The sequence below is a fragment of the Pseudomonas sp. COW5 genome (genome assembly GCF_026240005.1).
GTDB classification, from domain to species: Bacteria; Pseudomonadota; Gammaproteobacteria; order Pseudomonadales; family Pseudomonadaceae; genus Aquipseudomonas; species Aquipseudomonas kribbensis.
This window is the reverse complement of sequence record NZ_JAPHVP010000001.1, coordinates 4392314-4406527: the sequence shown is the minus strand read 5'-3', so window position 1 is coordinate 4406527 and position 14214 is coordinate 4392314. Positions and strand designations below refer to the sequence as shown.

General features: G+C 60.3%; 13 protein-coding genes. 4 read left to right on the top strand and 9 right to left on the bottom strand.

All coding sequences use genetic code 11. The annotated features are described in order from the left end of the window. Positions 1 to 33 precede the first annotated feature (33 nt). Positions 34 to 1059 carry a Fic family protein gene (locus OQ248_RS20090; RefSeq protein ID WP_265813747.1) on the bottom strand — a complete coding sequence of 342 codons (1026 nt, stop codon included), beginning with the start codon at positions 1057 to 1059 and terminating at the stop codon, positions 34 to 36. 65 nt (positions 1060 to 1124) lie between these two features. Next, positions 1125 to 2900: an ABC transporter transmembrane domain-containing protein gene (locus OQ248_RS20085; RefSeq protein WP_265813746.1), complete on the bottom strand. Its 1776-nt coding sequence runs from the start codon at positions 2898 to 2900 to the stop codon at positions 1125 to 1127. Between the two features lie 258 nt (positions 2901 to 3158). Between OQ248_RS20085 and OQ248_RS20080 the strand changes: the two genes are divergently transcribed. Further along, the gene (locus tag OQ248_RS20080) at positions 3159 to 3338 is read left to right on the top strand and encodes a PA1571 family protein (RefSeq protein ID WP_065260694.1); all 180 of its coding nucleotides are present in this window, start codon (positions 3159 to 3161) and stop codon (positions 3336 to 3338) included. A 57-nt stretch (positions 3339 to 3395) separates the two neighbouring features. Here OQ248_RS20080 and pdxB read toward each other — a convergent pair whose 3' ends face one another. Further along, the gene (pdxB, locus tag OQ248_RS20075; protein ID WP_265813745.1) at positions 3396 to 4538 is read right to left on the bottom strand and encodes a 4-phosphoerythronate dehydrogenase PdxB; all 1143 of its coding nucleotides are present in this window, start codon (positions 4536 to 4538) and stop codon (positions 3396 to 3398) included. A 159-nt stretch (positions 4539 to 4697) separates the two neighbouring features. Between pdxB and OQ248_RS20070 the strand changes: the two genes are divergently transcribed. Beyond that, on the top strand, positions 4698 to 6107 hold the full coding sequence (locus tag OQ248_RS20070; RefSeq protein ID WP_085733475.1) for an MATE family efflux transporter: 1410 nt from the start codon (positions 4698 to 4700) through the stop codon (positions 6105 to 6107). A gap of 49 nt (positions 6108 to 6156) precedes the next feature. Here OQ248_RS20070 and tusA read toward each other — a convergent pair whose 3' ends face one another. Beyond that, positions 6157 to 6408: a sulfurtransferase TusA gene (gene tusA / locus OQ248_RS20065; protein WP_011335204.1), complete on the bottom strand. Its 252-nt coding sequence runs from the start codon at positions 6406 to 6408 to the stop codon at positions 6157 to 6159. Positions 6409 to 6473: 65 nt separating this feature from the next. Next, positions 6474 to 7547: a 23S rRNA (cytidine(2498)-2'-O)-methyltransferase RlmM gene (rlmM, locus tag OQ248_RS20060; protein WP_265813744.1), complete on the bottom strand. Its 1074-nt coding sequence runs from the start codon at positions 7545 to 7547 to the stop codon at positions 6474 to 6476. 221 nt (positions 7548 to 7768) lie between these two features. Here rlmM and acnA point away from each other — a divergent pair, with 221 nt between their 5' ends. Then, positions 7769 to 10510, top strand: coding sequence for an aconitate hydratase AcnA (gene acnA / locus OQ248_RS20055; protein WP_265813743.1), 2742 nt, complete (start codon positions 7769 to 7771; stop codon positions 10508 to 10510). A gap of 280 nt (positions 10511 to 10790) precedes the next feature. Here the strand turns inward: acnA and OQ248_RS20050 are convergent, their stop codons facing one another. After that, entirely contained in the window at positions 10791 to 11615 is an 825-nt protein-coding gene (locus OQ248_RS20050; protein WP_265813742.1) for an aminoglycoside phosphotransferase family protein, read from the bottom strand. Then, positions 11608 to 12096, bottom strand: a complete 489-nt coding sequence (locus tag OQ248_RS20045) for an SRPBCC family protein (protein ID WP_085713126.1) — start codon at positions 12094 to 12096, stop codon at positions 11608 to 11610. The genes OQ248_RS20050 and OQ248_RS20045 overlap by 8 nt, the downstream gene beginning before the upstream one ends. Before the next feature lie 134 nt (positions 12097 to 12230). Here OQ248_RS20045 and OQ248_RS20040 point away from each other — a divergent pair, with 134 nt between their 5' ends. Then, positions 12231 to 12635, top strand: coding sequence for a lysozyme inhibitor LprI family protein (locus OQ248_RS20040; protein ID WP_265813741.1), 405 nt, complete (start codon positions 12231 to 12233; stop codon positions 12633 to 12635). Positions 12636 to 12748: 113 nt separating this feature from the next. Here OQ248_RS20040 and peaD read toward each other — a convergent pair whose 3' ends face one another. After that, positions 12749 to 13867: a quinohemoprotein amine dehydrogenase subunit beta gene (peaD, locus tag OQ248_RS20035; protein ID WP_265813740.1), complete on the bottom strand. Its 1119-nt coding sequence runs from the start codon at positions 13865 to 13867 to the stop codon at positions 12749 to 12751. A 23-nt stretch (positions 13868 to 13890) separates the two neighbouring features. Beyond that, positions 13891 to 14214 (bottom strand): quinohemoprotein amine dehydrogenase subunit gamma, encoded by a 324-nt coding sequence (qhpC, locus tag OQ248_RS20030; protein WP_008016081.1) that lies wholly within the window; start codon positions 14212 to 14214, stop codon positions 13891 to 13893.

The window sequence follows — 14214 nt, the reverse complement described above, 5'->3', positions numbered from 1 at the left end:
GCGGGCATTTTTATTGCGCCTGCAGAACCGTCTTCACGTCAGTCTTGAAACCGTCACGCTGCCCAGGTCGGTCAATCGATACTTTTGCGTGGGACTTCTTGGCGTTTCAGGGTCGGTCATTTCAATCATTCCACCGGCCAACGCAGGGTTAAGGTAGTTGGCCCGAAAGGTTGCCTTATGCGCCAAGTCCATTTCAGCCATCAACTCACTGATTCTGAGCGAGCGACCGCGAAGGACGCGCAAGAGCTTCCCTACTGGGTCGGTTACTGGGTCGGTTACTGGGTCGGTAGAAGGCTCATTTTCAATAGCCTCGCGCAACGCCAGGTTCAGTGCATTCAGCATGTACTCAACGAACGGCGTTGATTCCGCCATTCGGTCAGCAGCCGACAACGCTGCGTAATAATCATCCTGCTGCTCGCGAATCACCGCCTCGACAGGCAGATACGCCAACACCGGTCGCCATTGACTGAGGATCAACGTCTGCCATAGCCGTCCCATTCGACCATTGCCATCGGCAAATGGATGGATGAATTCAAACTCGTAGTGAAAGACACAACTGGTAATCAACGGATGCCAGTCCGAAGCCTCGAGCCACGCCAGCAAGTCGTCGACCAAATGGGCAATCCTGCTTGGCGGCGGTGCCATGTGGACCAGTTGTTCGCCTCGATAGATGCCGACACCCGCTCGACGAAAGCGACCAAAGTCGTCAATCAACCCATGCATCAACAGTTCGTGAGCACGCAGCAAGTCAGAACGATTACCGGGCTTCCAGTCAGTCAAGCACTCATATGCCGCAAAAGCATTGCGCACTTCCTGAATTTCCCGAGGCAAACCCAGCACCCTTTGCCCGGCCAACACAGCAGTTACCTGTTCGACGCTGAGAGTATTGTTTTCAATGGCTAGAGAAGCCTGGATCGTTCTAATACGATTGCCACGACGCAACTGAGGTGTCTGTCGCCCACTGTCAGCAGCCGAAAGCTGACCGATCTGCTCACTGATCTCTGCGATCAACGCAAGCATTCGAGGCGTCAGGGTCAATGGGGGTTGGTAGCGGCTCATATCCTTTCCAGATGCGTCTCAATGGTCGCCATAATGCCCGATGCCATCGAGCTCGGCAGCCTTAATCAATGAGCTTTCTGCCCATCACTGAACTGCAATGCCGCCAACCGCGCATACAGCGGATTGCTCGCGATCAGCTCCTGATGCGTGCCGATCGCCACCAGTTTGCCCTGGTCCATCACCGCAATCCGGTCGGCGTTTTTCACCGTGGCCAGGCGGTGGGCGATCACCAGCGTGGTGCGGTTTTGCATCAGGCTGGGCAGGGCCTGCTGGATCAGGTGTTCGCTCTGGGCGTCGAGGGCGCTGGTGGCTTCGTCCAGCAGCAGGATCGGTGCGTCGACCAGCAACGCCCGGGCGATAGCCAGGCGCTGACGTTGGCCGCCTGACAGGCCGAGACCACCGTCGCCCAGATGGGTCTGGTAGCCGTCGGGCATTTGCTCGATGAAGTCGTGGGCGTGGGCGATTTTCGCGGCTTCCTGCACCTGCTCCAGCGTGGCGGTCGGGCAACCGTAGCGAATGTTTTCTTCGACGCTGCCGAAGAACAGCGCCGGAGTCTGCGAAACCAGCGCAAAACAGCGGCGCAAGTCCAGGGGATCAAGACTCGTCAGCGGCACGCCATCGATCAGGATTTGCCCTTCGCGCGGATCATAGAAACGCAGCAACAAGTCATACACCGTGGACTTGCCCGCACCGGACGGCCCGACCAGCGCGAGGGTTTCGCCCGCGTTGACCGTCAGACTCAAGCCGTCAACGGCAAAGCTTTCGGGACGCGAAGGGTAGGAAAAGCGCACGTCCTGCAACGCCAGCTCGCCTTTGATCCGCTCCGGCAAGGTCACCAGTCCGTCTTTCGGCGGCTGGATAATGTTCTCGGAACGCAGCAGTTCGGCAATGCGCTCGGCAGCACCGGCAGCACGCTGCAGTTCGCCGATCACTTCGCTCAACGTGCCAAACGCACTGCCGACGATCAGGCTGTAGAACACGAACGCCGCCAGTTCACCGGCAGAAATTCGTCCGGCAATCACGTCCATGCCGCCGACCCACAACATTACCGCGACGGCGCCGAGGACCAGCACGATCACCAGCGTGATCAGCCAGGCCCGCTGGAAAATCCGTTTGCGCGCGGTCTCGAACGCCTGCTCGACGGTGCCGGCGAAGCGTTGTTCGTCTTGCACCTGATGGTTGTAGGCCTGAACGGTCTTGATCTGGCCAAGGGTTTCCGAGACATAGCTGCCAATGTCGGCGATCCGGTCCTGACTCAGCCGCGAGAGGTTACGTACGCGGCGTCCGAAAATCAGGATCGGCGCAATCACCAGCGGCAGCGCGATCACCACGATACTGGTGAGTTTGGCGTTGGTGATGAACAGCAGCACGACGCCGCCAATGACCATCAGCAGATTGCGCAGGAACAGCGACAGCGACGAACCGATCACCGATTGCAGCAACGTCGTGTCAGCGGTCAGGCGCGACTGGATTTCCGAACTGCGGTTGTCCTCGTAGAACCCGGGATGCAAGTACACCAGATGGTTGAAAACCTGCCGACGGATGTCCGCCACCACCCGCTCGCCGATCCATGACACCAGATAGAACCGGGCAAAAGTGCCGACCGCGAGCCCCAGCACCAAGAGCATGAACAGGCCAATGGACTGGTTGAGCAGATGGGGCGACTGGGTCATGAAACCCTGATCGACCAGCAACTTGATGCCCTGCCCCATCGACAAGGTTATGCCGGCCGTGACGATCAGCGCGAGCAGTGCGCCGAAGGCCTGCCAGCGATAAGGAGCGAGAAAATGACTGGTCAGGCGCAGGGCCCGGCGGTGTCGCGAGGAGAGCATCGGGATCATTCAGGTTCACGTCGTGTGCTGATTAATGGGGCCAGCCTGGACATTCAATGGGGTGGAACTCTGCAAATCACAATGAGTCAGGTTAATTATGACCGGCCAGACTACCCCCTAGATGCTATCGGTCTAATGTCCGGGTTGAGACGAACGGTCAATTCTGCTTGAGTGAAGATACCGTTCCGGAAAGATCGAAGGGAGTTGTCACAGCCTGGTCACCTGACGGTTTTATTGTGCTTACACAACCTGATGAGGAGACAGGCCATGTCCTTGCAACACAGCAGCGACGACAAGATTCAAGTGATCCGCACCAAGCCCGGCCAACCTCTGGGTTGCTCGATTATCGATAAGGATGGGCGTGAAGTGCCAATCACTGAAGACATGATCCAGAACGCTTGCCGCGAACTGGAGAAGCGATTGGTCAAGCCTGCCGAACAAAAGTGATGTAGCCACCGTCTTCCTGACCCGGCCCCTGCAGGCCGGGTTTTTTCTGTCCGGTGTTTAAACGGCCACCGCCCCCAGCGCCGACACGATTTGACGCAGGGCCGGCGAGTCACCGTCAATCCGCACCTTCAGCCCTTCAATCTCGCGCCGTACCGGATACTGCTTGCGCAACACATCGAACGCTGCACGTTGCTCGCCAACGCTACCCAACAGGGTGCGACGGAAATCCGCATCGTCCCGGCGCGGGTCATACACGCCACGGCACAACATCGCCAGGGCCCAGGCCGGATCGCTGTCGGCATGCAGGGAAACTTCCGACAACCACGGTGCCGGCAACAGATCGCCAAGCTGAATGCTGGCCGGTTGGCCGATGAATTCGCAGTAAGCCTGATAGATCTGCGCCGTGCCGCGTTGCTTGCCATCGAGGCTGTAACCGGCAATATGCGGGGTCGCCAGCACACAGAGTTCGGCCAAGGCGACACCGACTTCAGGCTCGGCTTCCCACACATCGAGAACCGCTTGCAGGTCTTCACGCTCCAGCAGCACTTCGCGCAACGCGGCGTTATCCACCACCGGGCCACGGGCGGCATTGATCAGCCAGGCGCCGGGCTTGAGTTGCTGCAAACGTGGCTCGTCGAACAAGTGCCAGGTCGCGCCTTCACCGCTGCGGGTCAGCGGCGTATGCAGGCTGATCACGTCGCACTGCTGGATGATCTGCTCCAGGCTGACATAGTCGCCGCCCTCGGCCGCCTGACGCGGCGGATCGCAGACTTTCACGTTCCAGCCCAGCCCTTTCAGCACCTTGATCAAGCGACCGCCCACTTCACCGGCGCCGATCACGCCGTAGGTGCGTTCACTCAGATCGACACCTTCGATTTCAGCCAGGGTCATCAGGCTGCCCAGCACATAATCCACCACACCCCGGGCATTGCAGCCCGGCGCGCTGGACCAGGTGATGCCGGCTTCGTTGAAGTATTCGAGATCCAGATGATCGGTGCCGATGGTGCAGGTGCCGACAAAACGCACCTGGCTGCCTTCGAGCAACGCGCGGTTGACGTTGGTCACCGAGCGCACCAGCAACACGTCGGCCTGTTCGACCGTGGCCCGGTCAATGGAACGGCCCGGCACCCGGCGGATCTCGCCGAAACCGGCAAAAAAGGCATCGAGCAGCGGGATATTTTCGTCGGCAACAATCAGCATGGCGGGGCTCCTTGGGCGGATCGGCAGTGTAGGCGCTGGGACTGCGATGAGCCAGCCGGCTGTTGATTACAAATCCGCAACAGAGGATTTTTCCTGACCATAACGTCAGCGGCGTAGAATGCCCGGCCTTGCGCATCAACCCCTGTGGACGCTTTTCCTGTGAATTCCGTAACCGAACGCCCTGACGCCGTTTCCCTCAACCGCCCTGCCCGGGTTCGCCTGGAGCTGAAAAATCTGCTCGGCCTGGCCCTGCCGATCATGATCGCGCAGCTGGCAACCACCGCCATGGGCTTCGTCGATGCGGTGATGGCCGGGCGCGTCGGGCCAAAGGATCTGGCGGCCGTGGCACTGGGCAACTCGATCTGGGTGCCGGTGTTTCTGCTGATGACCGGCACCCTGCTCGCCACCACGCCGAAAGTCGCCCAGCGCTTCGGCGCCGGCACTCACAGCGAGATCGGCCCGATCGTGCGCCAGGCTTTGTGGCTGGCGCTGGTGGTCGGACTGATGGCAACCACCCTGCTGTTCTGCGCCGAACCGATCCTGCACCTGATGAAGGTCGATCCGGAGCTGATCGGCCCGTGCATGCAGTACCTGCACGGCATCGCCAGCGGTCTGCCGGCGGTTGCCTTCTACCATGTGCTGCGCTGCACCAGTGACGGCCTCGGTCGCACCCGGCCGGCGATGGTGTTGGGCCTGTGCGGCCTGGCGCTGAACATTCCGCTGAACTACGTGTTCATTTACGGCCACTTCGGCGTGCCGGCCATGGGCGGCGTCGGTTGCGGCTGGGCCACGGCAATCGTGATGTGGGTCATGGCGCTGGGTCTGGCCGGTTATGAGCGCTGGGCGCCGGCCTACAAGTCGAGCGAACTGTTCAGCCGTTTCGACTGGCCGCAATGGGCGGTGATCAAGCGTCTGCTGGCCATCGGCCTGCCGATTGGCATCGCGGTGTTTGCCGAGTCGAGCATCTTCGCGGTGATCGCGCTGCTGATCGGCAGCCTCGGCGCCACGGTGGTGGCGGGGCACCAGATTGCGCTGAACGTCAGCTCGCTGGTGTTCATGATTCCGTATTCATTGGGCATGGCCGTGACCGTGCGGGTCGGCCAGGCCCTGGGCCGTGAAGAACCCCGTGAAGCGCGTTTCGCGGCGGGTGTCGGCATGGGCACTGCGCTGGCCTACGCCTGCCTGTCGGCGAGCATGATGCTGCTGATGCGCGAACACATTGCAGCGATCTACACCTCGGACCCGATGGTGATTCACATCGCCGCGATGCTGATCGTGTATTCGGCGCTGTTCCAGTTCTCCGACGCGATCCAGGTAACCGCCGCTGGCGCCCTGCGCGGTTATCAGGACACGCGGGTGACGATGATCCTGACCCTGTTCGCCTACTGGGGCATCGGCCTGCCGGTGGGTTACGCCCTCGGCCTGACCGACTGGTTCGGCGAGCCACGCGGCCCGAGCGGTTTGTGGGAAGGCTTGATCGTCGGCCTGAGCTGTGCGGCGCTGATGCTGTCGATCCGCCTGACGCGCAGCGCACGCAAACGCATTCGCATCAGCCGCTCGATGGGCTGACCGGCCATAAAAAAAGACCTGCACATGCAGGTCTTTTTTTGCCTTCCGATCAGCCGGACTTCTTGCGAATCCAGTACAGATAGGTACCGGCTTCTTCGTGCTGCCCCACCAGTTCATGGTCGAGAAACACGCAGAACTTGGGGATGTCGCGGCGGGTCGACGGGTCGGTGGCGATCACCTTGAGCAGGCCGCCGGGCACCAGGTCACGGATGTGCTGGTGCAGCATCATCACCGGCTCCGGGCAATTGAGGCCCGTGGCGTCGAGGGTGCCGTCGACCGGCGTATTGATCATTTCACTCATGATTCACTCCTGAAACTGGCCGGCATTGTCGCCCAATGCCGGGTGTTCGGTCACCTGTCACGCGCTCAGCGGGCTTTGGCTTTCTTCACGTCATGGCGGCGCAGATGGCAGGTCACTTCCTCGCGGTCGTGGTACAGCTGCTTGCAGCCGATGTCGACTTTGATCCCGCGTGCCTTGAAACCATCGGCGATACGTTCGAGCAGACGCTTCACTTCGGCGTAACGCTGCTTCATCGGCAACTTGAGGTTGACCACCGCTTCCCGGCAATGCCCCTCGCCGATCCATTCTTCGAGCATCGCGGCGTTGCGCGCCGGTTTCTCGACGATGTCGCAGACCATCCAGTCCACCGGTTGCTTGGGTTTGAAGGTGAAACCGTCGGCCATCAAGTGCTGCACCAGACCGGTGTCCATCAGGCTTTCGGCCATCGGGCCGTTGTCGATGGCCGTCACCAGCATGCCGCGATTGACCAGTTGCCAGGTCCAGCCCCCCGGCGCCGCGCCGAGGTCGACGCCGGTCATGTCGCTGTGCAGGCGATCTTCCCACTGATCCCGGGGGATAAAGTGGTGCCACGCCTCTTCCAGCTTCAGAGTCGAACGGCTCGGCGCTTCGCGAGGAAACTTCAAACGCGGAATGCCCATCGGCCACATCGCCGAGTTACCGGCATCGGCCAGGCCGAGAAACACCTCGCGACCGCTCTTGAAGGTCAGCAGCAGGCGCGGCTTGTCGGCGTCGTCCACCAGTTTGCCGGCGCCGGTCAGCGCCTTGCGCAGCGGGCCTTCGAACTTCTTGCAGAAATTCGACAGTTCCTTGCCGTCGTTGGTGTCGACGACTTCCAGCCACAGGCTGCCGCACACCGGGAATTCGGCCATGTGCGCGAGGATCACGCTGATGCGGTCGGTTTCCGGCAGATCGATGAAAACCCCGCGCGCCCATTGGCGCGGGAAGATCAGCTCGGCAAAACGCTGGCCACGCATCAGGCGCTCGGCGCCGTCTTCTTCGGTGCAGACGAACTCGGCGCAAGCGGTCGCCGGTTTGGCCTTGGCGTAGCCAGCCACGTTCAGTTGGGCGGCGAGGTCGGAAATCTCCGAACAGACTTCGCCTTCGAAGCCCGGCCGGCAATGCATGAATAGGGTGTTCATTCTTACTCCTGGGCAGAGGGCGGTCATTCATCCCCTGCGCGATGTCCAGGCTTGCGTCAAAGCAAAGCCTGTCACGAAAACCGGCGCATGATAGCCGATGTCGGAACCTTGGACTTGCCCATAGAGTCCAGTTATTAGCCAGCTACTGAAAACAGGGCTACGTTGATAGCTCTGCCCGTCCCCTCAGTCCGTAGCCGTGCGGACTCAAAGGAGTGATCGTAATGCCGTCCCTCGATAGTCTGAAATCCCTTAAAACCCTGAAAGTCGACGACAAGACTTACCACTATTTCAGCTTGCCGGATGCTGCCAAAAGCCTGGGCAATATCGACAAGCTGCCGATGTCGCTGAAAGTCCTGCTGGAAAACCTGCTGCGCTGGGAGGATGAAAAAACCGTCACCGGCGCCGATCTCAAGGCGATTGCCGCGTGGCTCAAGGAGCGCCGCTCCGACCGGGAAATCCAGTACCGCCCTGCCCGCGTGCTGATGCAGGACTTTACCGGCGTCCCCGCCGTGGTCGATCTGGCCGCGATGCGCGCCGCCATGGCCAAGGCCGGAGGCGATCCGCAGCGAATCAACCCGCTGTCTCCGGTGGATCTGGTGATCGACCACTCGGTGATGGTCGACAAATTCGCCAGCGCCAGCGCGTTCGAACAGAACGTCGACATCGAAATGCAGCGCAACGGCGAACGCTACGCCTTCCTGCGTTGGGGCCAGAGCGCCTTCGACAACTTCAGCGTGGTGCCGCCGGGCACCGGGATCTGCCACCAGGTCAACCTCGAATACCTCGGACGCACGGTGTGGACCAAGGACGAAGACGGCCGCACCTATGCCTTCCCCGACACGCTGGTCGGCACTGACTCCCACACCACCATGATCAACGGCCTCGGCGTACTCGGCTGGGGCGTCGGCGGTATCGAAGCCGAAGCGGCGATGCTCGGACAACCGGTATCGATGCTGATTCCCGAGGTGATCGGCTTCAAACTCACCGGCAAGCTCAAGGAAGGAATCACTGCAACAGACCTGGTGCTGACCGTGACCCAGATGCTGCGCAAGAAAGGCGTGGTCGGCAAATTCGTCGAGTTCTACGGTGACGGCCTCGCCGACCTGCCGCTGGCCGACCGCGCGACCATCGCCAACATGGCCCCGGAATATGGCGCGACCTGCGGTTTCTTCCCGGTGGATGACGTGACGCTGGAATATCTGCGCCTGTCCGGTCGTCCGACTGAAGTGGTGAAACTGGTCGAGGCTTACACCAAGGCCCAGGGCCTGTGGCGCCAACCGGGTCAGGAGCCGGTGTTCACCGACAGCCTGGCGCTGGACATGGGCAGCGTCGAAGCCAGCCTCGCCGGGCCGAAACGCCCGCAGGACCGCGTCTCGCTGCCGAATGTCGGCCAGGCGTTCAGCGACTTCCTCGACTTGCAGTTCAAACCCGTCAGCAAGGACGAAGGACGCCTGGAAAGCGAGGGCGGCGGCGGTGTCGCGGTGGGCAATGCCGATCTGGTCGGCGAAACCGATTATGAGTACGACGGCCACACCTATCGCTTGAAAAACGGTGCCGTGGTGATTGCCGCGATCACGTCCTGCACCAACACCTCCAACCCGAGCGTGATGATGGCTGCCGGTCTGCTGGCGAAAAAAGCCGTGGAGAAAGGCCTGACCCGCAAACCGTGGGTGAAAAGCTCACTGGCACCCGGCTCCAAAGTCGTCACTGACTATTACAAGGCTGCCGGACTGACTCAGTATCTCGATCAACTCGGGTTTTCGTTGGTGGGCTATGGCTGCACGACTTGCATCGGCAACTCCGGACCGCTGCCGGAACCCATCGAAAAAGCCATCCAGAAAGCCGACCTGACCGTGGCGTCGGTGCTGTCCGGTAACCGCAACTTCGAAGGCCGGGTGCATCCGCTGGTGAAAACCAACTGGCTGGCCTCGCCACCGCTGGTCGTCGCCTACGCCCTGGCCGGCACGGTGCGCACGGACATCAGCAGTGAACCGCTGGGTGAAGACAAGCAAGGCAAACCTGTCTACCTGAGGGATATCTGGCCTAGCAGCAAGGAAATCGCCGACGCGGTGAATCAGGTCAACACGGCGATGTTCCACAAGGAATACGCCGAGGTGTTTGCCGGCGACGAACAGTGGCAAGCCATCGAAGTGCCGCAAGCCGCCACCTATGTCTGGCAGGACGATTCGACCTACATCCAGCACCCGCCGTTTTTCGATGACATTGCCGGGCCCTTGCCGGTGATCACCGATGTGAAAAGCGCACGGGTGCTGGCACTGTTGGGCGATTCGGTGACCACTGACCACATCTCCCCCGCCGGCAACATCAAGGCGGACAGTCCGGCCGGGCGTTATCTGCGGGAAAAAGGTGTGGAGCCACGGGACTTCAACTCCTACGGCTCGCGCCGGGGCAACCACGAAGTGATGATGCGCGGCACCTTCGCCAACATCCGTATCCGCAATGAAATGCTCGGCGGGGAAGAAGGTGGCAACACGATCTACATTCCGACTGGCGAAAAACTGGCGATCTACGACGCGGCCATGCGTTATCAGGCCTCGGGCACGCCGCTGGTGGTAATTGCCGGGCAAGAATACGGCACCGGTTCCAGCCGTGACTGGGCGGCCAAGGGCACCAATCTGCTGGGCGTGAAAGCGGTGATCGCCGAAAGCTTCGAGCGCATCCACCGCTCCAATCTGGTGGGCATGGGCGTACTGCCGCTGCAGTTCAAGCTCGATCAGAACCGCAAGAGCCTGAACCTCACCGGCAAGGAAACCCTGGATATTCAGGGTTTGACCGGTGTCGAGCTGACGCCACGCATGAACCTGACATTGGTGATCACCCGGGAAGACGGACGTCAGGAGAAGATCGAAGTGCTCTGCCGCATCGATACCTTGAACGAAGTGGAGTACTTCAAGTCCGGCGGGATCCTGCATTACGTGTTGCGACAGCTGATCGCCTCGTAAGACCTGCAGATGCAGAAACACCGCCAATCGGCGGTGTTTCTGCTTAGGGGCGACACTTTTCTGCAGACGAAAAAAAACCCGCCGAAGCGGGTTTTTCCCAAGACCATTATCGACTCCCTGTCGGCAGCGATCCTTGCATATGGTCGATCATCCATGATCCTGAAACACTCCCTGTGCTTCAGTTGATGAGGCTAGATTACGCTGTGGATCCAATCGGCAATAGTCGAAAAAGCTACCAGCGCGTGTAAGACATTCGCCATAGCGCCCCTTCCGAAAACCCTTAGACGTGTCGGGCATTGAGTGCAGCAGCCGCCAGATCCGCGACTTTCAGCTGTCCGGCGGCGGCTTTCTGCTCGTCATCCTCCATGAACCACGCGGCAGACAGTCCGGCAAACGCCAGTACCCATTGCAGAAGGCGTTTTCGCTCAAGTCCCGCCGTTTCACAGATCACATCGACTTGCCGTTGAAAGCGTTCAGGTTCGGCAGCCGTCGGCAGTTCCGGATTGCAGATCAGGTTGGCGTAGTCATAACCACGCTCGCCCCGCACCCGTTTCGGGTCAATGGCCAGCCAGCCACGCGGGCCGAAATCAAGGACGTTGTCGTGATGCATGTCGCCGTGCAGCACAACGACATCCCGGGGCTCGGCGAGCAAGGTTTCAGCCATTTGCAGGCAAACAGAATAGTGGCCGCCGTATCGGGCGGCGGCCACTCGCAGCGAGGCAAACCAAGGCGCCAGCTCCACCAGTGTTGGTGGCTTCGCAGGGCGCGGTGCATGTAGCCTCGCGAGTGCCTTGCACATGATCCGGGTGGCCTCGTCATCCTCGCCATTGAGCGCCATGTGCATCAACGAACGCCGGCCCATGGCCCGCTCCAGCAACAGGCCTTCCTCGTGATGAGCGAGCACCCGGGCGGCGCCATCGCCATCCCACAAGGTCATCAGCAAGTTGCCGTACTTTTCCTCGTCGTCGACCGCGACTTTCAGCATCGCCGGTACGTCGCCCTGACGCACCGGCAACAGCTTGCTGCCCGGCGTGATGATCGGAGCACCGTCGGGCACCAGCGCCCAACGTTTCAACCACGGGTCAAACCACTCGTTATCAGCCACCTTCACGCTCGCGTGCCCTGTCGGTCTCGGCCAGAAAGTGTTCGAGCCGGCTCAATTGCTCCTCCCAGCCACGGCTGTCCATGTAATACGCCTCTTTCTGACGCACATCGGGAATATGCGCGAAACCTGACTCGGAAACCTTCAGCAGCGTGCCGTTTTCATAGTCCTGCAGCTCGAATTTGACCAGCGTGGTCGGTTCCTGGGAGTAGTCGATCTTCGGGTTAACGGCATAGGGATGCCAGCGGAAGGAAAACAACTGCTGGGGCTCGACCCGCTCCACCAGCACATTCCAGAGCACATGTTCATAACCGGGGTACGTGACCTGCCCCTGGGTCCACTCGCCGGCGATAAACCGCCGGCCTTCCAGAGCCACGCCAAACCACTGGCCAAACGCCTCGGCATCGACCAGCGCACGCCAGACATGGGAGCGCGGCGAGCGAAGCATGATTTTACGTTCAAAGCTGTTGGGTACTGGTTTCATACGTCACCTCCTGTTTTGAACAGTAGGCTTGTATGACCACATGTCCAATGCGAAGTTGTATCAAACGACTGATCGAAGTCATCCTTCGCCTGTCTACACTGCACATTTCTTCACCGCAAACAGCGAGAACCCCCATGTCCCCACGCCTGCTCCTGGCCCTGACGCCTTTTCTTTTCACTTCCGTTGCCCACGCTGCCGTCGACTGCGCCAATGCCAGCGATCAGGCAACGATGAATCAGTGTGCCGGGCAGGAATACAAGGCGGCCGATAAGGAATTGAATGCGGTGTACCAGCAGATCACCGCGCGTTTGAAGGACAACGCCGAGGGCAAGAAGCTGCTGATCAGCGCACAACGAGCGTGGATCGGGTTTCGGGATGCCGAGTGCAACTTTTCGGCGTCTGGGGTGGCAGGCGGGAGTGTTTATCCGTTGATTTACAGCAACTGCCTGACATCGGTGACCAAGGTGCGTATCGAGGCCCTGAAGCAGTATCTGAAGTGTGAAGAAGGTGATTTGAGTTGCCCGGTGCCGGGGGCCTGATTTTTGTAGCGGTTTAGAGGGTCCCTTCGCGAGCAAGCCCGCTCCCACATTTGAACCGCATTTCAAATGTGGGAGCGGGCTTGCTCGCGAAGGCGTCATCCCTGACGCCCTGATTACCGAACAAATATCTGCGCCGTAGTAATCGCCATATCCCCACCCGGCAACTTGATGCTGCCGGTCTGTTTCATGGTCTCGGCATCAAAGATCGCCACGTCGTTGAACGTCCCGGCGAGATAGATCTTGCTGCCGTCCTTGTTGAACGAAATGCAGTAGTAGGAATGGTCCAGCGTGGCCGCCTGAATCAGTTTCTTCTGCTTGATGTCGTACTTGGCCAGACGATTGAGCACACCGAACATCAGGTTCGGATCCTTCGGCGAGCGCATGCCGCTGAAGTAGATTTCGGTCAGCGGGCCGAAGTCGGTGGTTTCGGTCTTGCCGGTTTTCAGGTCGACGCTGAACAAGCCGTACAGGTATTCAGCGCTGGCCGGATCCTGTTTCTTGTCCTTGAATTTGGCGGCGGTGTACAGCAGCGAAAAGTCGTGGCGGTAAGTCTGCTGGTTCCACACGTAAAGCACGTCCGGCGCGCTGTAGTTCGCTCGTTTCCAGTGACGGCTGGGGATCAGCACGTCAAACTTGCCGCTCTTCACATCGACCTTGTACACATCGGCGCCAGCGACATACAGCGTGCCGTCATCGCCGCTCTGCATGATCGTCAACTGCCGAGGTGCGGGGAAGCTGCGCACCGGTTTGGCGTTCATTCCGGCGTCGGTGGCGTAGACGTCCAGACGCGGCTGCTTGACCTCGTAGTGATCGTTGAGCATCAGCGTCGGGTTGGCGATGGTGTACAGCTCTTTGCCGTCATGGCTGACGGTGAAGGCGAACATCGACCGTGCCTTTTCGCCCGGCTGCTGGGTGATGCTGGCGTGGAATACCTGCTTGCAGCTGTCCAGCTCGACACCGTAAACGTCGGCGTAATGGTTGTTCAGCACGTACGCGGTCTTGCGATCCGGCGACAGCTGCACGGTGCCAGGGCCGAAGGCATCGGGCATCTTGCAGGTCTTGTACAAGCTGTCGGTCGACAGGTCGATGACGTGCAGGTTGTTCGGGTAGTTGGTGGTCAACATGTACTCGTGACCGTCTTGCAGCGCGGTGTTTTCATCGGCCAGAACCGGGAGCGAACAGGCGCTCAGAACCGCGAGTGCGGCAAGGCCGCAGGCTTTGATGTTGTGCATGCCGGAATCCTTCTTCTTATGGATCACTTGTCTTTCGGGAAGACAGTGCCGAGGTTGCGCCAGTTGTCGTTGGACGCCTGGGCATCCTTGTTCCAGTCCGGGTAGGTGCTCATCATGTCCGGCACCTGGGCCGGCCACCAGCAGGGGTCGGAGCAGCCATACAGATCGGCTTCCATCGGCTGGCACAGCGACGACACGCCGCCGAACGCATCGATTTCCCAGCCCGGGTCGGTGGTCGAGGCACAGCCGGCAACGGAGCTCATCGCCACCACCTCTTCGATGCGGTTCTCGTCCGCGGCCTGATCCAGCTTCAACGCTTTGTTATTGATTGCCTTGAGATGTTTCAT

Excerpts from the sequence above, each read along its gene's own strand:
- rlmM (WP_265813744.1), bottom strand. The coding sequence starts at position 7,547 with ATGAACACCCTATTCATGCATTGCCGGCCGGGCTTCGAAGGCGAAGTC.
- qhpC (WP_008016081.1), bottom strand. The coding sequence starts at position 14,214 with ATGAAACATCTCAAGGCAATCAATAACAAAGCGTTGAAGCTGGATCAG.
- peaD (WP_265813740.1), bottom strand. The coding sequence starts at position 13,867 with ATGCACAACATCAAAGCCTGCGGCCTTGCCGCACTCGCGGTTCTGAGC.
- OQ248_RS20080 (WP_065260694.1), top strand. The coding sequence starts at position 3,159 with ATGTCCTTGCAACACAGCAGCGACGACAAGATTCAAGTGATCCGCACC.
- OQ248_RS20090 (WP_265813747.1), bottom strand. The coding sequence starts at position 1,059 with ATGAGCCGCTACCAACCCCCATTGACCCTGACGCCTCGAATGCTTGCG.
- tusA (WP_011335204.1), bottom strand. The coding sequence starts at position 6,408 with ATGAGTGAAATGATCAATACGCCGGTCGACGGCACCCTCGACGCCACG.
- OQ248_RS20045 (WP_085713126.1), bottom strand. The coding sequence starts at position 12,096 with ATGAAACCAGTACCCAACAGCTTTGAACGTAAAATCATGCTTCGCTCG.
- acnA (WP_265813743.1), top strand. The coding sequence starts at position 7,769 with ATGCCGTCCCTCGATAGTCTGAAATCCCTTAAAACCCTGAAAGTCGAC.
- OQ248_RS20085 (WP_265813746.1), bottom strand. The coding sequence starts at position 2,900 with ATGATCCCGATGCTCTCCTCGCGACACCGCCGGGCCCTGCGCCTGACC.
- OQ248_RS20040 (WP_265813741.1), top strand. The coding sequence starts at position 12,231 with ATGTCCCCACGCCTGCTCCTGGCCCTGACGCCTTTTCTTTTCACTTCC.
- pdxB (WP_265813745.1), bottom strand. The coding sequence starts at position 4,538 with ATGCTGATTGTTGCCGACGAAAATATCCCGCTGCTCGATGCCTTTTTT.